Origin of the sequence: Carboxylicivirga agarovorans (genome assembly GCF_050589845.1) — a bacterium.
Taxonomy (GTDB): domain Bacteria; phylum Bacteroidota; class Bacteroidia; order Bacteroidales; family Marinilabiliaceae; genus Carboxylicivirga; species Carboxylicivirga agarovorans.
In genome coordinates, this window is sequence record NZ_JBNGPA010000013.1 from 82,548 (window position 1) to 101,581 (window position 19,034).

Genomic DNA, 19,034 nt, shown 5'->3' on the forward strand with positions numbered 1-19,034 from the left:
ATTAGGGACGAATTGATGCTTATCTTGTTTAGATAAAGTAATCGGCAAAATATTTTTCATCATCTTGTCATACAATTGGTATAATTTGTAAATTACCCATAAGAAATGTGACCGCAGTTTATGGACTTTATTGATAGTATTCCTCCTCTTGTCGTTAATATAGTAAAGGTGGCCTATGTATTTGCAATGCTGGCTATTGTGTTTATTGTGATGCTTGAAAACCGCAGCCCTCTTAAAGCGATTCCCTGGATGCTTGTTTTGCTGTTTGTACCGGTTTTAGGCGTTGTTTTCTTTGTGTTTTTTGGTCAGAATTTGCGAAAAGAGAAGATTATCAGGCGAAAAGGATTGAAAAACCACGATTTAATAAGAGAAATAGCGCATTCACAAAGCTACAAATTGGCAGAAGGCAGCATGGACGACATGCCGCGTATGGAAAATAACAAAAAGCTGATCCAGTTATTTCTGAATAATTCATCATCCATACTGACCATTGGAAATGAAGTTGATGTACTGAATAATGGTGAAGCGACCTTTAGTGCCATTATTGATGCGCTCAGGAGGGCACGGCATAGTATTCATTTACAATATTACATTTTTGACCTGGATGAAATTGGCAATCAGGTTCTGGATATTCTGAAAGAGAAAGCGAGCCAGGGTATTGAGATAAGGATGATCGTGGACGATGTAGGAAGCTGGGAGCTGAAGCGTTCTTTTTTCAAGGAGATGAATAGCTATGGCATTGAAGCATATAGTTTTTTAACCGTACGTTTCCCTACTCTGACTTCGAAAGTAAATTACCGTAATCACAGAAAACTGGTTATTGTTGATGGGGAGATCGGTTTTCTTGGAGGCCTCAATGTTGCCGACAGATACATAAAAGGTAATCCGTCCTATGGCACGTGGCGCGACATGCATTTGCGCATTGGTGGTGATGCAGTTAATGCCTTGCAATCGGTCTTTTTTGTCGACTGGTATTTTGTAAGCCAAAAAGATATTGCCGACACAAAATACTTTCCACATAAAAAGCCTGCAGGAGATAAGCTGGTGCAGATCGTGGCAAGTGGTCCCGATTCAGACTGGCCGGGTATTATGATGGGCTACTACCAGGCTATATCCAATGCCAAAAAGTATGTATATATTACAACGCCTTATTTTATGCCTGGTGAAAGTGTTTTAATGGCCCTCAAGGCATCGGCCATGGGAGGTGTTGATGTACGCATTATTATTCCTGAAAAAAGTGATGCTTATTTTACCGCTTTATGCACCAAGTCGTACGTTAAAGAGATGCTGATAGCTGGTGTTAAGTTCTACTTTTATAAGCCTGGCTTTTTACACAGCAAAATGATGGTGGTTGATGATGAGGTTTGTACCATCGGAACCACAAATATGGATTTCCGCAGCTTTGAGCAAAACTATGAAGTCAATGCCTTTATTTATGATGAACAAAAGGCAAAAGAAGTTAAGGGCTACTTTATGAGCGACCTGAATGAGTCCTATTTGATTGATTTAACAGAATGGCGCAAGCGCCCTTACTGGCAAAAAGCCAAAGAATCTTTTGCCCGTTTGTTTAGTCCGGCTTTGTAATGTTCATAGATCTGGTAATCCTATCAATTGTTGAATTGAACATTGGTTGATACGATACTCTTAGGGCGAAACTATAAAATTGAAGCAGATTACAATGTTGACTTCACCGCTCCTCCTTCTATTGCATAAACCTGACCAGTTACAAACTCAGCCATTGGCGACAGTAGCCAGGCTGCCAGATTGCCCAGGTAACCCGCACGTCCAAATTGCTTTGCTGGTATGGCCTCAATGAATGCTTCTTTTGTTGTCTCAAAATCCTGACCTGACAATTGTGCCTTCTTATCGATCAAACGATTGATGGCAGCTGTGTTATGCGAACCTGGTGCAATCATATTAAAATTGATATTTAGACCGGCTACTTCCTGCGACACTGTTTTCATCATGCCCACAACAGCCAGTCGTAAAGAGGTGCTTAGCACAAGGTTTTCAATGGGCTGTTTTACCGAAGAGCTTTCCAGGTAAACAATACGGCCATATTTTTTACTTTTAAAATGAGGGATCAGTTTACGGGTCAGTTCAACTTTCCAGCGCAAGATATTTCTGTAGGCATCGTCCCAGTCAGATAAACGTGTCTCTTCAAAGAGTTTGGCAGGTGGGCCCCCTGCATTTATAAATATGCCATCTATCTGGTATTCGTGGGCAAGACTAGCCACCTTGTTAATGCAGTCGGGTGTAGTAATATCCCCTTTGATCGCTATAAAATTGTGTTTATACTCAGTCTGTAACTTATCGAGTCCCTCTTGCTGGCGAGCTATTCCAATGACTTTGGCCCCGTCGTTGATCAGTGCAATGGCAGTGGCACGTCCAAAACCCGCAGTGGCCCCGCAAACAATAAAGGTGTGGTTTTTAATATTTAAATTCATGGCTAAAAAAGTTTCCATTTAATTACAATTGAAAGTCGAAAAGGTTTTGACTATAACTTCCGATAAAAGGCAAGCTTTTTAATAGTAAGTCATCTTCATTATGAACTACTAAATGATACAGGACAGGGCTAAAACATTCTTATATACCTGAGTTCGACATCAGACCGCTTATAAATAGTTCTTCATTTGCCTATGTTACTGACATTGTGCACCTTTAATGTTGTGTAATCGATTTGTTATTTACGCGGAATAAGGTTGATCTAAATAATGGACAATGGATAAGGTTAATTTAAAGCAAAAGCTTTCTCACTTTACAGATTACTGGAATCCCAGGATTGTAGGCGAATTAAACAATCAATACGTTAAACTTGCCAGGTTTAAGGGAGAGTTTGTCTGGCATAAACATGACAATGAAGACGAATTGTTTTTTGTTGTTGAAGGTCATCTGAAAATTGAATTCAGAGACAAGGTGGTATCTGTATATGAAAATGAATTTTTGATCGTTCCCAAAGGCGTTGAACACCGGCCTGTAGCAGATAACGAGGTTTGCGTTATGCTTTTTGAACCTGCCGCAACACTAAACACAGGTGAGAAAAGGAATAAACTGACGAGGAATGATCTTGAGAAGATCTAAAAATGGACAGATGTTTTCATTGTATCTTACACACAAGATGCCTTAAAATCAAGCAAGTAATATAATATGCAAAATGAATTACGATCTGTTTGGAACAGATTTTTCAGTCTTAATTGGAAATTCGGATTATTCTTAGTTCTCGTCGTTTGTATTCCCCGATTCGCGTTAGTGCTCAATGCCAATGAAACATCAGACTATCGTTTTATTGGACTTGTAATGTTTATTTCGGCCTTGGTTCCCTTTGTTTTTCTCAACAAACGCGGGCTAAAGCAAACAGGACTCAGAAAGAGCAACAAGCCTGTTTTTTTGGTTTATGCCTTTCTGGCCGGGCTTTTAATTAGCTACCTCTTGCATCTGATTGGTATTGGACTTTATGAGAATACCAGCCAGAACTGGTATGAATATATTGGTAAGTCATACAATATTCCGGCGGGAATTAGCGCTGGTGATAAACAGGTAATGTTTTTAATAATGGCAGTGACCGGAATGACATTTAGCCCTGTTGGCGAGGAATTATTTTTTCGTGGTATCGTGCACCACAGTTTTGCAAAATCATTGGGAGATACCAAAGCATCTGTCATTGATGCTGCAGCTTTTGCCCTTACACATTTATCACACTTTGGTTTGGTGTATGTTAATGGCACATGGGATTTTTATTTGTTGCCAGCCATCATCTGGTTAACGGGAATGTTTATGGTAAGTCTGCTCTTTATTAAGATGAAACAACTAACAAATTCCATATGGGGTGCAGTTCTCTGTCATGCAGGATTTAACCTGGGTATGATCTATTGCATCTTTTATCTGATATAGTGTTGATACAAACTATAAAATTTGACTATATGCATTGTATTGCTCACCTTTAGTCAATTGATCTGTTTACAGTTGTATGATGTTCAAGACAATAAATGAGCAGACAGCTGAATGATACAAACTTAACGAACATGGCCATAATGAAAGCTTATAATACTTACAAGTATGGAAAGCCGGGCGAGGTTTTACGTCTGGTAGATATCGTCGAAAAAGAACCTCAAAATACCGAGGTTAAGATCAAAGTAATTACAACATCGATTAATGATTATGATTGGTGTATGACTACCGGAACACCTTTGTCCTATCGCTTTTTATTTGGACTGTTTAGTCCTGCCGGTAAATTTAGGACACCAGGGATGGAGTTGGCTGGAATTGTTGAGCAGCTGGGTCCTGCTGCAACAAAGTTTAAAGTAGGCGATGCCGTTTATGGGGATATCTCCGAATATGGCTTTGGCAGTTTTGCCCAATATTTATGTATTGATGAGAAAGCACTTTGTCTCAAGCCGGATAGCATGAGCTTTGAAGATGCAAGCTGTATTCCACATGCTGCCATGCTTGCTGTTCAGGGCTTGCGTGACCTTGGGGAGATAGGAGAAGGGCAAAGTATATTGATTAATGGTGGTGGTGGAGGTGTTGGTGCTTTAGGCGTTCAGATAGCCAAACTTTTCAATGCCCATGTAACTGGAGTGGACACGGGTAAGAAATTAAAAGCTATGGAGGATTTGGGCTTTGATAGGGTCATTGACTATAAAAAGGAGGATTTTACAAGGTCAGGGCATCAATATGATTTGATTCTTGATTGCAAGACAAATCGATCGTTGTATAAATTTTTAAGGGTGCTTAAACCCAAAGGAAAATATGTTTCCATTGGCGGTCAGTCGGGCAAGTTAATGCAAATGCTCTATATGAGTCCGCTATTAAAGCTGTTTAGCAAAAAACGTATGCATGTGCTCATGTTAAAAGCTAATAAAGAGATGGAATATATTAATCAGCTTTATGATGACAAAAAGATAAATTGTGTTATTGATGGTCCCTATGAATTTGAGAAAATACCATGGGCAGTGCAACGTTTAGGTGACGGATTACATCATGGTAAAATTGTGATATCGGTAGATTAAGCAACTCAACATGTATTCTTCTTACAGAGAGATAAAGCATAGCCCTGGCTATAAAGTTGAAATAACACATTATTTACATTTACACAAACAAAGCTAAAAAACCCGTATCCGCTTATTGAAATGAAAACTATTACTCTGATCAGTATCAGCGCCATGCTGTTGGTTGCATGCCGTAATACACCCGTGAAGACTCAGGAAGACTGGATCGAACAAGCCGTTTCATCATGGCCTTATTTTGCGCTAACCAATGAGATAAGATTTCAGGACACCACTTTTTATGATCTGGCTAATTCGTTTTTAGTAGATACAGGACATGATACAGTTGGAGTGTCATGTAAACACCTGTTTATGGTTTTTGAAGATCAACTTGGACTCAACACCATTGACCTGGGGAATAGCTTCATTCATTGGAAGATGTATCCAAAGAATTATAAGAAGCGATCAGTTGCTGTTAAAAGCTTAATAAACAGAAACCCCAATGAGCAGATTGGTGGGTTTAACACGCTTAAAGAACACGACTGGATCGTGTTTGAATTGCAGGATGTTGCCAATGAGTTGTATCCGCTAAAGATAAGGTATACGCCTGTAAAGAAGAATGAGACGGTATATGCCGTTGGTTGGGGGATGAATCAAACAGATAACAGTCAACCGGCCGTAATACAGTTACAATGCTTTAGCAATACAGGTAATTGTTTTTATACCAGTACATTGAATAATGGTACCCATCCACAGGGACGAAGTGGTTCGCCCGTGATTGACCGGAACGGTTACTTAGTTGGCATTGTTTCAGGTCAGGAAGGAAATTTGGCTGTTATAGGAGGTGTTAATTATTTGAAAAGGGTATTTGATAAGTACGGTGTCAGGTATGAGCTTTAGTTCTGAATATGTTGAGGGATTTTAAACAATGTATTGGTGTTTAAAGGATATTCAATAGTAATTGTAGTCGTCTATTTCTTTTTACTCGATTTTGCCTGTGGATTAAAGTCGAGGCAGCGCTGTACCCACTTATACAGGTCATCATCCATATCAATGCCTGCAGGTTCCACCATCACAAAGCCTTTCATTACCCTGCCGGTAAAATCCATTGGTTTGGCACCTGGTTCAGTTAGTAAAGTATCATAGTCATCAGGCGAAATGCGGGTCATCATATCGTTCTTTACAACGCCAACACACATTTTGTCATCGACCATAAAACAAAGACCGCCCATCATTTTCTTTTCTTCGTAGTTAGCCTTTTTGTCATTAAGTGCTTGCCTTATTCTGTCTGCCAGATGTTCGTCGTATGCCATGGAATTCGTGTTTTATGGTTTGATTACATGAAAGGATAGCCGATACTAAAGTAGGCCCTGGCTCTCCAGTCGTCAAGATTAGTACCAACGCCAAAGGTAATAGGTCCTATAATACTATTGATGGCTATTCCACCTCCAAATCCGATTATAGATTCTTTACGGCCCAGATAAAAGTTCTGCCCATCAAAGTCGTCGTTACCAAAGTTAGGACCGAATATCCCATTGACAACAGCGTGCGCATAAATGGTCTGTGTCAGGTTAAAGTTAAGTTTGACATTTGCTAAGCCATAATTCTCGGCTACCTTCTCACGGTAATTAAGTCCAACGAATGCAGCATCGCCTGTACTGATGTTATAGGCTGTTCCTCCGATGTAATGCATGTCAAAGAAAGGTGCATCGGCAGAGAAAGCAGCCAATGAGATGCCTGTTTCAAAATAGGCGTTTTTAGATACGCTAAAGCACTTGGTGTAACGCACTGAGCCAGCCAGGTAATGATCATTTGGCGCATTTATATAGGGCTTTATAATGGCTTTAGCACTTTCGAGACCGTCATAGTAATCATAGGCATTAAAGTTTACTTTTCCGGCAAGGTGCAGGTGATGTCCCTTGGTTGCAAAGAATCGTTTGTTGAGGGTATTTCTGTCTATTAATAGTGTGCCATAAACAAATCCATTACCAAAGCGATCTACACCCTGGTCAAAGATCTCAGACAGGCCGGTCTCCTGGCTTACCCGAACTTCTTCCCAGTCAATTTTAGCTTTGATTATTGTTCGGGTTTTATAGGTCAGGAAGAGACCTGCGCCTCCCTGCATGCGATAATAATTCAGTGTTCCTGCAGTTTTCAGGTTTTCCTGGTAGATGGGTAAGGGCGTTCGTTCAAAATAGCCATCACCCACAAATCCGGTTTTTTGATGTTCTCCCAGGTAAGCAATAAGATCCCCATGAATACGAGGCTTCTCAGAAATATCAGCTGTAACTGAAAGGCGACTGTTCTTAACCAGGATGTTTCGAAAGGTCAGGTTGGTAATAATACCGGCTTTTAGCTCATTATCATAGTGGATAGAAAATTTAGCCTGTCCCAGTTTGGCTTCTTCCGTATTAAACACCAGTGTATAAATGGAATCATTGTAATGGAGGTCGTATGTAATATGGTTGTAGAAACGTGTTCCGATCAGGCGGCGAACTCCGGCATTGATCTGTTCATTGTTAACGGTATCTCCTTCATGAATTCCAAGTTTTGTTAAGAAGAAGTTTTTGGAGACGTGTTTGCGATTATTAATAATTATATCAGAAACAACCACATTTTCAGGTGTTGGCTCGTGTTTTACTTCTGAAGATATGGCAAATTGCTGCAGTGAGTCAGCCAGGTTTTTAAAGGTATCAAACTGCAGGCGCGCAGCTTGCTCACCACGCTCAACAATACTCTTACCGTCAAAGAAACTGGCCGATGTATATGGGTGAAGTTCCGGAGTGATAATATAGTCGGTTTCTTCAACAGCTTTATCAAAAGCAATGTTGCTGCCTATCATGGCCGAAGTCATCAGGATTTCAGTAATGCTTCTCAGTTCATCAATCCTGGGTTTGTCAGAAGAACCTACATTTACACCAATAATAATATCGGCTCCCATTTCTTTACAGGTAAGCACCGGGAAATTATCTAAAACTCCACCATCAACCAGGTACATGCTGTCTTTTTCAACGGGTGTAAAAACAGATGGGATGGCCATACTTGCCCGCATGGCTTCAGATAAGTCACCATCTTTAAATACATATGGCTTTCCTTCCACTAAGTCAACAGCTACACATCTGAAGGGAATTGGTAATTCATCGAAACTTTGACTGTTGGAGACATGCCATGTAAGGTCAGAAAGCATTTCAGATATCCTTTGGCCACGCACCATTCCGGCTGGCAGTGTTAAACCTTTCTTATTGAGCTCAAATTCAAGTTGAAATCTATTATAATCTGCTTTTTCTTCAGGAGTAACGTCTCTTAAAGGAATCTGATCACTAAGTACTACTGCCCAGTCAACATTGTTGACAATGGAATCTAATTGATCGGCCGAATAACCTGAAGCATAAAGCCCTCCGATGATACTTCCCATACTTGTACCGGTTATATAGTCGGGTCGAATACCAGCTTCTTCAAGTACTTTAATGACACCAATGTGAGCCAGACCTTTTGCTCCACCGCCACTCAATACCAATCCGATTTTGGGGCGTGTGTTGGTTTTGGTCGAATCTTGTGCTTCAATTTGAGCGATAAAGCCTACTATAAGGCAAAAGAGAGTCAGGTTTCGTATCATGGTTACTAGCGGCTGTTTTTAATTAATATGACAGAACCATACATGTCTGGTAATTCAACAAATACTTCAGGTATATGTTGTTCAAACTCATTAACAGCTTTTTTAACGCCATCCCAGTTGTGGTTATAATCATGAATGATAATAGCACCTGAAAGGCTCAGTTTAGGATAAAAATATTCCAGCGCATCGAGTGTTGACTGGTAGAGGTCTGCATCGATATGAACAAGGGCAAATAACTCTTCATTTATGCCTTCAGTTGTTGCCGGAAAAACACCTTCTTTAATCAAAAGCTTAGAGTTATCACCATCAATATATTTAAGAACTTCATCGGGGGAGGTATTGTCAAATTGTACAGTTTGCGGGCGCACAGTGCCGTCGCAATCTTCTTTTATCACTTGTTTGGGTAGGCCGCTGAAGCTGTCAAACAGGTAAAAATCTTTCTCGGGGATATAGTGATGGATCAATTTTGCTGTTTCGCCTTTATAAACGCCAAGTTCTGCAATTGCTCCTTTAATTGATTGCTCTTTAATACGTTTGAGCTGGAGCCATATTGAGTAAAAACGCATTTTATCCTTAAACTTTCGTTCAAGCTTTAATAAGTCCTTGCTGTGCTTGTTTTTCTTTTGTTCGTCGAGCCACAAAAAGGGTTTAAACAATTTATGTGTATAAAAACTCCAGAAATAGCTCAATGCCATTAAAGCTACCAGGTTGATTAAAACCAGGTTGAGAAATTGAATAAGTGTCATATTATTTAAGCATCATAGGTTGAAACAAAGATAAGTCAAATATAAATTAACAATTTTAAATATGCATAAAGTGATAAAAACAGCTTGTTAAGTGTGCTTTTTAAGTCACCGGAGAATGGAGAACAGAATGCGATTATTATTGTTTATCGATAATTTATTAGTAACATTGTTATCGTTAAACGATAATTGCAAAGGTATGATGAATAGAAAGATTGTTTTTTCGGTTTTAAAGCAAGTTTCAAATTGGGGATTTTGGCTTTGTTTCTTATTCCTGATATTGGCTGTTGTCTTTGAAATATTTTCCAAAGATGGTTCAATAGGATCAATATCCATGGGTACTCACCATTCGAAAGGATATTCTCTTCCGGTTAAGGTTAATATTAATTACCCAGATTCTGTTTTTGTATATAATAGAGCTAATCATTCTAGCACTGTTTCTTATCATTATGGTAGCAATCAGGAATTTGCTGATAGCTTAAGGCGGCAGGCCCTTGTCGACTATGGAAGTGCTCTTACTTCATCGACATATAATCGTTTGAAACAACGTTTTGTTTTAAAAGAAGATAATGATGTAACTCTTATATGTAGATCATTTAGTCGATTAGATGGTTATATTGTTGCCAATTCGGACAACTGGATGGTGAAGGCCATGTTGATTATTTATACTTATATTCATCTTATTCTGCTTGTTCTGGTTTTTTATCATCTTGCAGGTTTGTTTGCTATTCTGAGTAAACAATTGTCTTTTAATGGAGAGATATACAGAGAAGTGAATAAGATCAGTTATTTGCTTATTTTCTACGTATTGCTAAAACTTGTTATTTCAGTAGCTATGGCATTATTTGGTTGGTACATCAGATTTGAATCATATACAAATGGAATACCTAATATATTACCAATGAATATAGATATCCGCGCAAGAATTGATTTTGAATTCACATTATTCATTGTTGGATTATCTTTGTGGGGTTTGAGTGCATTACTTAAAAGAGGAAATTTTATTGAATTGGAAAACAATTTAACCATTTGATATGCCAATAGTTATTAAACTGGATAGAATGCTGCAAAAACGTAATATGAAAAGTGCAGAATTAGCTGCTTTGGTTGGCATTACTACTGCCAATCTGTCGATACTAAAAACAGGTAAAGCAAGAGCGATTCGCTTTTCAACTCTTGAAGGCATCTGTGAAGTGCTTAAATGTCAACCTGGTGATATTCTTGAGTATGTTGATGAAGCCGGTAAATTCTAAACTTATTTTTTTTTAATATATGACTACCATGAAATCTATTAAATTCCTTTTACTTCTATTGATCACTATTACCGCCTGTCAAACACCTGACAGTCCAAAGCAGGAGTGGGCGATCGCCTTGCATGGCGGAGCCGGTAATATGGATAAGGCAAAGTTTTCTGAAGCTGATATTAAAAACTATGAAGTGGCCTTACAGGATGCTTTGGAGCTGGGAAAAAAGGCTTTGACTGAAGGGCAATCTGCGATTGATGTAGTAGAGTTAGTTGTTCGAAAACTTGAAGATAATCCCTTGTTCAATGCCGGCAAAGGTTCTGTTTTTACCAATGATGGTCGTAATGAACTGGATGCTGCCATTATGGATGGCAGTAACTTAAATGCCGGAGCCGTAGCCGGGGTAGGTGATATTCGAAATCCTGTTAGTGCTGCCCGACTGGTGATGGAAAAATCACCTCACGTTTTATTGATTGGTAAAGGAGCCTCATTATACGCATCCCAAAATGGCATTGAACTGGTAGATAGTTCGTATTTCTATACTGAAAAAAGGTGGCAACTGCTGCAACGCTCTTTGCAAAAGGCTGGCAAGAATGGTACTGTTGGGTGTGTAGCTCTGGATAAAAATGGCAATCTGGCTGCTGCCACATCAACTGGAGGAATGAATAATAAACGTTACGGTCGTGTTGGTGATGTACCAATCATCGGAGCCGGCACCTATGCCAATAATAATACCTGTGCAGTATCAGCAACCGGACATGGTGAGTACTATATTCGTTATACCGTGGCCCACGATATTTCTGCCTTAATAGAATATAAAGGATTGAGCTTAAACGAGGCTGCACGGAATGTTGTGAATGGTAAACTAAGCAATGAGGCTGGAAATGGTGGCATTATCGCTGTTGATAAAAACGGAAATATTACTCTTGAGATGAATTCGACAGGTATGTTCAGGGGCTGGGCCAATTCAACGGGAGATGAGGGTGTTGCAATATTTAAGTAGTTGGATGTTAGCTACGATGAACAAAAAAGACATAAGTTCCGTTAATAAGCGGTTCCTATGTCTTTTATTCATTGTTTTTATGTCGTAATTACTTACCGGCTTCTCTCTATATTTCATCAGAGTAGTAGGCCGATGGCAATGCGCGCAGATTATAGCGGTTAGCCATTATTTCGCCATATGCACCAGCTGATCGAATAGTGATGAGGTCGCCCCTGTTAGTCTCTGGTAGATCCACTGCTTTACCAAAACAGTCGCTTGATTCGCATATTGGTCCTACCACGTCATATTTCTCAATGGCTTTGTCAGAGCTTAAATTCTCAATCTTGTGATAGGCCTGATACAGGGCAGGACGAATTAAGTCACTCATACCCGCATCTACAATTGCAAACTTGGTGTTAACACCATTTTTAACATACAGTACTTTAGTTAATAAAGCACCACATTGTGCAACTATTGAACGCCCCAGTTCAAAATGTAATTCCTGGCCTGGCTTCAGTTCTAAAAACTCATCAAATATTTTAAAGAAGCTTTTGAAGTCAGGAATGGACTCAGTGTCTGGTTGTTCGTAGTTAATGCCTAATCCGCCACCAACATTAACCACTTTAGGTAATATCTGGTGACTGATAAACCACTCCTGTAGTTCATTAACCCGTATGCAAAGATCTTTAAATGACATCAGATCAGTTATCTGTGATCCAATGTGGAAATGAATGCCTTCCAGTTCAACATGATTGAGGTTCTTAAGGACTTCAATCACATTTTCCAAATCCCACTGGTTAATTCCAAACTTATTTTCTTCTAAACCAGTTGTTATATAGTGGTGGGTATTAGCATTCACATTAGGGTTAATGCGCAAAGCTACTTTAGCAACTTTTCTTTTCTTTTCAGCCAGCTCGTTAATGATCTCCAATTCGGGAATAGATTCAACATTGAAACATGCTATATCGTTGTCTAAACCAAGGTTTATTTCCCAATCGGCTTTTCCAACTCCTGCAAATACAACTCCTTCGGCATTAAAACCGACTTCTAAAGCCTTTTGAACTTCATAACCACTTACGCAATCGGCACCAAAACCCGCCTCTTTAATTGAGTTAAGGATACGATCGTTGGCGTTTGCTTTTACAGCATAATGTACTTTAAAACCGTATTCGCCTGCTTCCTTTTTAACAGCATCCAGTGTTGCATGCAGTAAGTCAATATCGTAAAAGTAAAACGGTGTTTGAAGTTGATTCAAGGCATCAACCGGAAAATTAAAATTCATTCGTTTGCTAATTAAATAGTTTATCACTCAATAGGTTTAAAGCCTCCTTTTTGTCCTGTGCATTGATCAGCAAAGATAAATTAAAATTGCTACCCCCGTATGATATCATACGAATTGGTATATTTTTTATAGCATCAAATATTTTATTGGCATATCCTCTGTTCTCCGCTATTAAATCACCGACCACACAAACAATCACTTTATCATGATCCACTTCAACAGTTCCATACTTTTTCAGATCACTTACAATTTCGTTCAGATGCTTGTTGTCATCTATTGTTACAGAAACACCAACCTCCGAGGTTGTAATCATATCAATAGGTGTTTTGTAACTTTCAAATATCTCAAATACTTTACGCAAGAAACCATAAGCAAGTAACATGCGTCCTGACTTTATCTTAATTGCAGTAATGCCATCTTTTGCAGCAACTGCTGCCATTCGCTCCTTATTCTGCTTTGATGAGATAAGTGTTCCTTCAGCCTGTGGCTCCATGGTATTCAGCAGTCGAACAGGAATGTTAGCCAGTTTAGCTGGTAATACGCTGGTTGGGTGAAGTATTTTAGCACCAAAATAGGCCAACTCAGCAGCTTCATCAAACGACAGTTCTTTTATGCTTTGCGTATTTTCCACATAACGAGGGTCGTTATTATGCATGCCATCAATGTCAGTCCAGATCTGAATTTCATCAGCGTTGATCGCAGCACCAATTAAGGATGCAGAATAATCGCTGCCACCGCGTTGCAAATTATCTATTTCACCAAAGGCATTTCTACATATGTACCCTTGTGTGATGTATATTGTATGATCACCTTGTTCTGATATTGCAGTTTGAATATGATCTTTAATATAATTAGCATCAGGCTCATTGTTCTTGTCTATTCGCATGTAATCTAACGCGGGTAATAGCGCAGAGCTCTTTCCGTTTTCCTGAAGATAATAATGAAACAGTGCAGTCGAAATTAATTCTCCCTGTGCAAGGATCGCCTTTTCTTCGAATACCGTGAACATGTCAATGGTGAACGAACGAATGAAGTTGAAGTGAGATTTGATCAGTTCCTTACCCTTATTGATATACTCCTCACTTTTATATAATTGCTCAACTTCTTGTTCGTATTTTTGCTCAAGGTTGGTAATTATTTCATTAGCACCATCATGGTTCTTCTTGTAAAGATAATTGGCAATTTCAACCAGGCTGTTGGTTGTGCCTGACATGGCCGACAAAACAACAATTTTTTGATGACCGTTATCTATAATATCAGCTACTTCTTTCATGCGTTGAGCTGAGCCAACTGATGTTCCACCAAACTTTAGTACTCTCATTTCAAATCTCAATAATGATTGTTCACAATAACTTATTTGGCAAAATTATAAGAATATTATGCATGATTACTCTCAAATTGAAAGAAATGTTTATCTCTGAATTTTGATTATTAACAAATTACGTGCGCTAGCGATAAAAACAACTAAAAATAACAAAGAGTTAAAAATATAACAACAAATATTATTTTCATGATATTCGTGTATTATTTAAAGTTTTAAACAATATGTGTGTTTTTACTTTAACTAAAATGGGCCTACCTTTGCTGAAAATACGAGAACTCAATGGAAATTCTTTCAGCTCAGTTTCATAAAAGTAGTGCCAAGGCTAGTCAATGTCCAAAAGAGGACCGACCTGAATATGCATTTATAGGACGCTCTAACGTAGGGAAATCATCGTTAATAAATAAGCTTTGTAAACGCAAGGCTCTGGCAAAGACATCATCGACTCCCGGGAAAACCCAGTTGATAAACCACTTTGATATTGATGGCAAGTGGTTTTTGGTTGATTTACCTGGTTTTGGCTACGCTAAGGTATCCAAAACCATAAGAGCGACGTTTGGTGCCTTGATAACCGATTATATTTCCAGTCGTAAGAATCTGATGTGTTTGTTCGTATTGATAGATTCGCGCATACCTATGCAGGAAATTGATCTGTTATTTATGAACTCGATGATTGAAAATGGTGTACCCATATCCATCGTATTTACGAAAACGGATAAATTGAATAAAACACAATATGCTACCAATATGAAGCATTATGAAGAGAAGTTGCTTGAATATTGGGAAGAATTGCCTCCTGTATTTTATACGTCTGCAAGGAGTGGAGATGGAAGTGAAGCCTTACTGGAATTTATTGAAGAGCTAAATGATAAGTGGTAAGGTTCAATATAACAGGTGTTTATGGTGGTGTTGTAACAATTATACTTTTTTATGAGATTTGTTCATGTTAAGAAAATATGAATTGCTTACCTTTGCACCCACAAAGCAACATTGAAATAATCTGATAAACATCAATTTAAATGCCACCGAAAGCTCCAATTAAGATATTTGCGGGTACAAGTACCAAATATCTAGCTGAAAAAATTAGTCTTTGCTCGGGCCGAGAACTAGGAAGTGTTAATTGCTTACGATTCAGCGATGGTGAATTTACAACAGCCTACGAAGAAACAATTCGAGGTTCTCATTTATTCTTATGTCAGTCAACATTTCCTCCTTCAGATAACCTGATGGAGTTATTGATGATGATCGATGCCGCCAAAAGAGCATCTGCCTACAAAATAGTAGCTGTAATGCCATATTTTGGTTTTGCTCGTCAGGATCGTAAAGATCAGCCTCGTGTAGCAATTGGTGCTAAATTAGTAGCCGATATGTTACAAGCAGCTGGTGTTGACCGTGTAATTACGATGGACCTGCATGCTGACCAGATTCAGGGATTCTTTGATATTCCTGTAGATCATTTGTATGCGTCTTCCATTTTCGTTCCACACATCAAGCACATGAATCTTGAAGACCTGGTTATTGCATCACCTGATGTGGGTGGTACAAAACGTGCAAATACCTACGCTAAGTTTCTTGAAACACCAATGGTTATTGGTCATAAGCACCGTTCAAAAGCAAATGTCGTTGATGAAATGCGTGTTATTGGAGATGTAAAAGGTAAAAATGTTATCATGGTCGATGATATGGTTGATACAGCTGGAACATTAACAAAAGCCGCTGATATGATGCTTGATGCCGGTGCAAAAAGTGTCAGAGCTTTCTGTACCCATGCAGTATTATCAGGACCTGCATACGAACGTATTGAAAATTCTGGTCTTTCAGAGCTTTATGTTACTGATTCGATTCCATTGAAACAGCAAAGTGATAAGATCAAAGTATTGTCTGTAGCACAACTTTTTGCGGATACAATTGAAAAAGTATATAATTATCAGTCAATAAGTAACCAATTCATATTATAAAGTATTATCTTTGCAGCCGCTTTATGGCAAGCGTGTGATGGGAAATTAAACCTCACATGGTTATAATTTTGAGTAGCACTTAAAAAAAGAATTATGCAAACAATTGAAATTAAAGGTACTGTGCGTACCGAGGTAGGTAAGAAATCGACTAAGGCATTACGTGCTTCAGGTCAGGTACCTTGTGTTATTTACGGTGGAGAAGGAAACGTTCACTTTACAGCTTCTGAAGCTGAGTTCCGTAAGATTATTTATACACCTAACGTATACATTATCAATGTAAACGTTGATGGTACTGTTTACCCTACTATCCTTCAGGATACACAATTCCACTCTGTAAAAGAGCAATTACTGCATGCTGATTTCCTTTTGGTAAAAGAAGACAAGCCTGTTGCAATTGAGATTCCAGTTAAATTGGATGGTTTTGCAGAAGGTGTTAGAGCTGGTGGTAAATTACAATTAGAGAAACGTAAGCTTAAAGTAAAAGCTTTAGCTAAAGATTTACCTGATACATTAGATATCAACATTGACAATCTTGGTCTTGGAAAAACAATCCAGGTTGGTCAATTATCATTTGATAACCTTGAGTTGTTAAATGCAAAGAATGCTGTAGTTGTTGCTGTACGTTTAACACGTGCTGCTCGTGCTGCTGCGCAGGAAGCTGCAGAGTAATTATAAAACTCTATATAAGAAACCTCCACGCTTATGTGTGGAGGTTTTTTGTATTTTAGTCATTCATTATTTGTTAATATTTACTTATGCATGCTGAGGTTATTTAAAATATTCTCTAAAAAGGAAAAAGATAAAACCCCATCTGAGATGAAATATCTGATTGTTGGTTTAGGAAATGTAGGTGATGAATATGATCAAACACGTCACAACGTAGGTTTTGAAGTCCTTGATACGATTGCCAAACGTAATGAGGTTAAGTTTGAAGAGGAACGTTATGGAGCCGTTGCCCGCTATAAATTTAAGTCGAGAAGCTTTATCATGCTAAAGCCAAATACCTATGTTAATTTAAGTGGAAGAGCTATTAACTATTGGATGCAGAAGGAAAAGATTCCTTTAACTAACCTATTGGTTATTGTGGATGATCTGGCACTGCCATTTGGTACATTACGATTGAAAACTAAAGGGGGGGATGCCGGGCATAACGGTTTAAAGAGCATTCAAAGCACTCTTGGTACTGCTTCTTATTCGCGTTTAAGATTTGGAATAGGGAATGAATTTTCAAGAGGTAAACAGGTTGATTTTGTTCTGGGTAAATGGACAGACGAAGAATGGGTAGAGCTAATGGAACGGACAAAGGTTGCCGAAGATATAGTTAAGGCTTTTGCAACTGTTGGTGCAGGACGAACCATGAGTCAGTTTAATAACAAATAAAGAAGTATGGCAGAGTCTGGTGTAAGGATTGATAAATATTTATGGGCAGTTCGCTTATTTAAAACAAGGAGCATTGCAGCAGAAGCCTGTAAAAAAGGTAAAGTGTCTATGAATGGAATGTCAGTTAAGTCATCGAGAACAATTAAGGTAGGTGATGAAATTGATATTCGTATTCCTCCTATTACAAGACGTTTTAAGGTTTTGGATATTGCCGAAAAAAGGATGGGAGCTAAGTTGACACCTGATTTTGTAAAAGATATCACACCTCCCGATCAAATTGAATTGCTTGAATTGGCACGACTAGCAAGTAGTGCAAATCGTGACCGTGGAATGGGGCGCCCTACAAAAAAGGACAGGCGCGATCTGGAGAGATTACAAGAAGGAGATTGGGATTTTTAAATCATAAGTTATGATTATTGCGCAGCAAAAGAAGAAAGAAAACATTATCGAGTATATATTATACATGTGGCAGGTTGAAGATCTGATCAGGGCTAATCAGTTGGACATGTCATTAATTGATAAACATATTATCTCGGGATATAAGCAAAGTGAAGACGTATTGCTTGAAATACGTGATTGGTGGGCTAACCTCGCAGAGATGATGCGACTGGAGAACAAGATGAAAAAAGGGCACCTCCAGATTAATATCAATACGGTTAATGATGTGAACCGTTTGCATAATCAACTACTAAAAGCTCCCAATGAAGTGGCATACCAGCATTTGTACAATAGTATGGCCGCTACTATTCAGGAATTTGATAATAAGTCGGGAAATGTACTTGAAAATGATATTGCTATCTGCTTAACTGCGATTTATAGCTCGTTCCTGATGAAGCTTAACAATCAAGCTGTTTCTGGGCAAACGGAGGATGCTATTAAGTTATTTAGTAAGTTACTAAGTAATTTAGCTAAAAAATATAAAGAGGAGCAAGAGGGCAATTTGGAACTTTAAGTAATGGGACAGCTTGTTTGGCCAAACAAGCGATACCTGTTTCTCGCAAAAGCATAGTATAAATTATTAAGTGTTTTAGCGGGTAATAGCTTTAAAAGTAACGCTGCTATCTTAAAGACGCCTCCGGAAATGTGTAAAACTTTTAATGCAGCCATGCCTGCCTCAGTAATGGAGTTGTTACTAACAAGCATTAACTCCACGGGTACTGTGTTTGTAACAAGTTGATATGGTAGTAGGTTAAGCTTGTGCTCGGCTTTTGATGCCCTGGATAAAAGCCTGACAAAAGAATGACAAAAACTACATTGTCCATCATAATAAACAATTGGTTTTTCTATGTAATTGTCAGTTGCCATTTGGTAAATGGATTTCTATTCAGGTTCTGATGACTTTTCAGTTTCAGCATCTTCACAATCATTCGTGTTTAAATCATTGCTCTGGTCGTTCTTCAGGTAGTTTGTTGCATTAATGGCGAATCCTTTACTGGAGAATATATCGAATATAAAATCTCTGTCACTAACTTCTTTATTATGTATTTTCAAGTGTTTCTTCATAGCTAAATATTAGGTGTTAA

At 38.5% G+C, this 19,034-nt stretch carries 22 protein-coding genes; 14 read left to right on the forward strand and 8 right to left on the reverse strand.

The features are described 5' to 3' along the window. Window positions 1-120 precede the first annotated feature (120 nt). Window positions 121-1,584 carry a cardiolipin synthase gene (cls, locus tag ACRD69_RS14280; protein ID WP_430815780.1) on the forward strand — a complete coding sequence of 488 codons (1,464 nt, stop codon included), beginning with the start codon at window positions 121-123 and terminating at the stop codon, window positions 1,582-1,584. Between the two features lie 89 nt (window positions 1,585-1,673). On the opposite strand, the gene ACRD69_RS14285 is transcribed toward cls, so the two are convergent. Next, window positions 1,674-2,465, reverse strand: a complete 792-nt coding sequence (locus tag ACRD69_RS14285) for an SDR family oxidoreductase (RefSeq protein ID WP_430815781.1) — start codon at window positions 2,463-2,465, stop codon at window positions 1,674-1,676. Window positions 2,466-2,721: 256 nt separating this feature from the next. Between ACRD69_RS14285 and ACRD69_RS14290 the strand changes: the two genes are divergently transcribed. From ACRD69_RS14290 to ACRD69_RS14305, 4 genes are all read left to right on the forward strand, one after another. Then, complete coding sequence (locus ACRD69_RS14290) at window positions 2,722-3,081, forward strand: cupin domain-containing protein (RefSeq protein WP_430815782.1); 360 nt, start codon at window positions 2,722-2,724, stop codon at window positions 3,079-3,081. A gap of 66 nt (window positions 3,082-3,147) precedes the next feature. After that, window positions 3,148-3,891, forward strand: coding sequence for a CPBP family intramembrane glutamic endopeptidase (locus ACRD69_RS14295; protein ID WP_430815783.1), 744 nt, complete (start codon window positions 3,148-3,150; stop codon window positions 3,889-3,891). Between the two features lie 131 nt (window positions 3,892-4,022). Further along, window positions 4,023-5,009 carry an NAD(P)-dependent alcohol dehydrogenase gene (locus ACRD69_RS14300; RefSeq protein WP_430815784.1) on the forward strand — a complete coding sequence of 329 codons (987 nt, stop codon included), beginning with the start codon at window positions 4,023-4,025 and terminating at the stop codon, window positions 5,007-5,009. A gap of 120 nt (window positions 5,010-5,129) precedes the next feature. Then, on the forward strand, window positions 5,130-5,885 hold the full coding sequence (locus tag ACRD69_RS14305) for a trypsin-like peptidase domain-containing protein (RefSeq protein WP_430815785.1): 756 nt from the start codon (window positions 5,130-5,132) through the stop codon (window positions 5,883-5,885). 71 nt (window positions 5,886-5,956) lie between these two features. On the opposite strand, the gene ACRD69_RS14310 is transcribed toward ACRD69_RS14305, so the two are convergent. The 3 genes from ACRD69_RS14310 to ACRD69_RS14320 are packed head-to-tail and all read right to left on the reverse strand — an operon-like array spanning window position 5,957 to window position 9,347. Continuing rightward, window positions 5,957-6,298 (reverse strand): TfoX/Sxy family protein, encoded by a 342-nt coding sequence (locus ACRD69_RS14310; RefSeq protein ID WP_430815786.1) that lies wholly within the window; start codon window positions 6,296-6,298, stop codon window positions 5,957-5,959. A gap of 23 nt (window positions 6,299-6,321) precedes the next feature. Beyond that, window positions 6,322-8,601, reverse strand: coding sequence for a patatin-like phospholipase family protein (locus ACRD69_RS14315; RefSeq protein WP_430815787.1), 2,280 nt, complete (start codon window positions 8,599-8,601; stop codon window positions 6,322-6,324). Between the two features lie 5 nt (window positions 8,602-8,606). Then, window positions 8,607-9,347, reverse strand: a complete 741-nt coding sequence (locus tag ACRD69_RS14320) for a TylF/MycF/NovP-related O-methyltransferase (RefSeq protein ID WP_430815788.1) — start codon at window positions 9,345-9,347, stop codon at window positions 8,607-8,609. 115 nt (window positions 9,348-9,462) lie between these two features. Between ACRD69_RS14320 and ACRD69_RS14325 the strand changes: the two genes are divergently transcribed. The 3 genes from ACRD69_RS14325 to ACRD69_RS14335 are packed head-to-tail and all read left to right on the forward strand — an operon-like array spanning window position 9,463 to window position 11,591. Next, window positions 9,463-10,377, forward strand: a complete 915-nt coding sequence (locus ACRD69_RS14325) for a DUF2975 domain-containing protein (RefSeq protein WP_430815789.1) — start codon at window positions 9,463-9,465, stop codon at window positions 10,375-10,377. Between the two features lies 1 nt (window position 10,378). Beyond that, the gene (locus ACRD69_RS14330) at window positions 10,379-10,597 is read left to right on the forward strand and encodes a helix-turn-helix domain-containing protein (RefSeq protein WP_430815790.1); all 219 of its coding nucleotides are present in this window, start codon (window positions 10,379-10,381) and stop codon (window positions 10,595-10,597) included. Window positions 10,598-10,625: 28 nt separating this feature from the next. Continuing rightward, complete coding sequence (locus tag ACRD69_RS14335; RefSeq protein ID WP_430815791.1) at window positions 10,626-11,591, forward strand: isoaspartyl peptidase/L-asparaginase family protein; 966 nt, start codon at window positions 10,626-10,628, stop codon at window positions 11,589-11,591. 106 nt (window positions 11,592-11,697) lie between these two features. On the opposite strand, the gene lysA is transcribed toward ACRD69_RS14335, so the two are convergent. Both lysA and ACRD69_RS14345 read right to left on the reverse strand, forming a co-directional pair. Then, on the reverse strand, window positions 11,698-12,852 hold the full coding sequence (gene lysA / locus ACRD69_RS14340; protein ID WP_430815792.1) for a diaminopimelate decarboxylase: 1,155 nt from the start codon (window positions 12,850-12,852) through the stop codon (window positions 11,698-11,700). Window positions 12,853-12,859: 7 nt separating this feature from the next. Continuing rightward, window positions 12,860-14,173 carry an aspartate kinase gene (locus ACRD69_RS14345; protein ID WP_430815793.1) on the reverse strand — a complete coding sequence of 438 codons (1,314 nt, stop codon included), beginning with the start codon at window positions 14,171-14,173 and terminating at the stop codon, window positions 12,860-12,862. 282 nt (window positions 14,174-14,455) lie between these two features. On the opposite strand from ACRD69_RS14345, the gene yihA reads away from it, so the two are divergent. The 6 genes from yihA to ACRD69_RS14375 all read left to right on the forward strand — a co-directional run bounded on the left by yihA (window position 14,456) and on the right by ACRD69_RS14375 (window position 18,463). Continuing rightward, complete coding sequence (gene yihA, locus ACRD69_RS14350) at window positions 14,456-15,052, forward strand: ribosome biogenesis GTP-binding protein YihA/YsxC (protein ID WP_430815794.1); 597 nt, start codon at window positions 14,456-14,458, stop codon at window positions 15,050-15,052. Window positions 15,053-15,192: 140 nt separating this feature from the next. Continuing rightward, a complete protein-coding gene (locus tag ACRD69_RS14355; RefSeq protein ID WP_430815795.1) occupies window positions 15,193-16,131 on the forward strand; it encodes a ribose-phosphate pyrophosphokinase in 939 nt (312 codons plus the stop codon). A 93-nt stretch (window positions 16,132-16,224) separates the two neighbouring features. Beyond that, window positions 16,225-16,800: a 50S ribosomal protein L25/general stress protein Ctc gene (locus ACRD69_RS14360; RefSeq protein ID WP_430815796.1), complete on the forward strand. Its 576-nt coding sequence runs from the start codon at window positions 16,225-16,227 to the stop codon at window positions 16,798-16,800. Between the two features lie 147 nt (window positions 16,801-16,947). Then, the gene (gene pth / locus ACRD69_RS14365) at window positions 16,948-17,511 is read left to right on the forward strand and encodes an aminoacyl-tRNA hydrolase (protein ID WP_430815797.1); all 564 of its coding nucleotides are present in this window, start codon (window positions 16,948-16,950) and stop codon (window positions 17,509-17,511) included. Window positions 17,512-17,517: 6 nt separating this feature from the next. Next, the gene (locus tag ACRD69_RS14370; protein ID WP_430815798.1) at window positions 17,518-17,910 is read left to right on the forward strand and encodes an RNA-binding S4 domain-containing protein; all 393 of its coding nucleotides are present in this window, start codon (window positions 17,518-17,520) and stop codon (window positions 17,908-17,910) included. Between the two features lie 10 nt (window positions 17,911-17,920). Beyond that, the gene (locus tag ACRD69_RS14375; RefSeq protein ID WP_430815799.1) at window positions 17,921-18,463 is read left to right on the forward strand and encodes a DUF4924 family protein; all 543 of its coding nucleotides are present in this window, start codon (window positions 17,921-17,923) and stop codon (window positions 18,461-18,463) included. On the opposite strand, the gene ACRD69_RS14380 is transcribed toward ACRD69_RS14375, so the two are convergent. Both ACRD69_RS14380 and ACRD69_RS14385 read right to left on the reverse strand, forming a co-directional pair. Beyond that, window positions 18,460-18,816, reverse strand: coding sequence for a DCC1-like thiol-disulfide oxidoreductase family protein (locus ACRD69_RS14380; protein WP_430815800.1), 357 nt, complete (start codon window positions 18,814-18,816; stop codon window positions 18,460-18,462). The two genes, ACRD69_RS14375 and ACRD69_RS14380, sit on opposite strands and share 4 nt — an antisense overlap. A gap of 15 nt (window positions 18,817-18,831) precedes the next feature. Next, window positions 18,832-19,014 (reverse strand): hypothetical protein, encoded by a 183-nt coding sequence (locus tag ACRD69_RS14385; RefSeq protein WP_430815801.1) that lies wholly within the window; start codon window positions 19,012-19,014, stop codon window positions 18,832-18,834. Window positions 19,015-19,034: the final 20 nt, after the last annotated feature.

What these genes read in the sequence shown, in the direction of transcription:
- ACRD69_RS14335 (WP_430815791.1), top strand. Translation starts at nt 10,626, where the DNA reads ATGAAATCTATTAAATTCCTTTTACTTCTATTGATCACTATTACCGCC.
- ACRD69_RS14370 (WP_430815798.1), top strand. Translation starts at nt 17,518, where the DNA reads ATGGCAGAGTCTGGTGTAAGGATTGATAAATATTTATGGGCAGTTCGC.
- cls (WP_430815780.1), top strand. Translation starts at nt 121, where the DNA reads ATGGACTTTATTGATAGTATTCCTCCTCTTGTCGTTAATATAGTAAAG.
- yihA (WP_430815794.1), top strand. Translation starts at nt 14,456, where the DNA reads ATGGAAATTCTTTCAGCTCAGTTTCATAAAAGTAGTGCCAAGGCTAGT.
- pth (WP_430815797.1), top strand. Translation starts at nt 16,948, where the DNA reads ATGAAATATCTGATTGTTGGTTTAGGAAATGTAGGTGATGAATATGAT.
- ACRD69_RS14345 (WP_430815793.1), bottom strand. Translation starts at nt 14,173, where the DNA reads ATGAGAGTACTAAAGTTTGGTGGAACATCAGTTGGCTCAGCTCAACGC.
- ACRD69_RS14375 (WP_430815799.1), top strand. Translation starts at nt 17,921, where the DNA reads ATGATTATTGCGCAGCAAAAGAAGAAAGAAAACATTATCGAGTATATA.
- ACRD69_RS14385 (WP_430815801.1), bottom strand. Translation starts at nt 19,014, where the DNA reads ATGAAGAAACACTTGAAAATACATAATAAAGAAGTTAGTGACAGAGAT.
- ACRD69_RS14305 (WP_430815785.1), top strand. Translation starts at nt 5,130, where the DNA reads ATGAAAACTATTACTCTGATCAGTATCAGCGCCATGCTGTTGGTTGCA.
- ACRD69_RS14290 (WP_430815782.1), top strand. Translation starts at nt 2,722, where the DNA reads ATGGATAAGGTTAATTTAAAGCAAAAGCTTTCTCACTTTACAGATTAC.
- ACRD69_RS14325 (WP_430815789.1), top strand. Translation starts at nt 9,463, where the DNA reads ATGGAGAACAGAATGCGATTATTATTGTTTATCGATAATTTATTAGTA.
- ACRD69_RS14380 (WP_430815800.1), bottom strand. Translation starts at nt 18,816, where the DNA reads ATGGCAACTGACAATTACATAGAAAAACCAATTGTTTATTATGATGGA.
- ACRD69_RS14320 (WP_430815788.1), bottom strand. Translation starts at nt 9,347, where the DNA reads ATGACACTTATTCAATTTCTCAACCTGGTTTTAATCAACCTGGTAGCT.
- ACRD69_RS14315 (WP_430815787.1), bottom strand. Translation starts at nt 8,601, where the DNA reads ATGATACGAAACCTGACTCTCTTTTGCCTTATAGTAGGCTTTATCGCT.
- ACRD69_RS14300 (WP_430815784.1), top strand. Translation starts at nt 4,023, where the DNA reads ATGGCCATAATGAAAGCTTATAATACTTACAAGTATGGAAAGCCGGGC.
- ACRD69_RS14285 (WP_430815781.1), bottom strand. Translation starts at nt 2,465, where the DNA reads ATGGAAACTTTTTTAGCCATGAATTTAAATATTAAAAACCACACCTTT.
- ACRD69_RS14330 (WP_430815790.1), top strand. Translation starts at nt 10,379, where the DNA reads ATGCCAATAGTTATTAAACTGGATAGAATGCTGCAAAAACGTAATATG.
- ACRD69_RS14355 (WP_430815795.1), top strand. Translation starts at nt 15,193, where the DNA reads ATGCCACCGAAAGCTCCAATTAAGATATTTGCGGGTACAAGTACCAAA.
- lysA (WP_430815792.1), bottom strand. Translation starts at nt 12,852, where the DNA reads ATGAATTTTAATTTTCCGGTTGATGCCTTGAATCAACTTCAAACACCG.
- ACRD69_RS14360 (WP_430815796.1), top strand. Translation starts at nt 16,225, where the DNA reads ATGCAAACAATTGAAATTAAAGGTACTGTGCGTACCGAGGTAGGTAAG.
- ACRD69_RS14295 (WP_430815783.1), top strand. Translation starts at nt 3,148, where the DNA reads ATGCAAAATGAATTACGATCTGTTTGGAACAGATTTTTCAGTCTTAAT.
- ACRD69_RS14310 (WP_430815786.1), bottom strand. Translation starts at nt 6,298, where the DNA reads ATGGCATACGACGAACATCTGGCAGACAGAATAAGGCAAGCACTTAAT.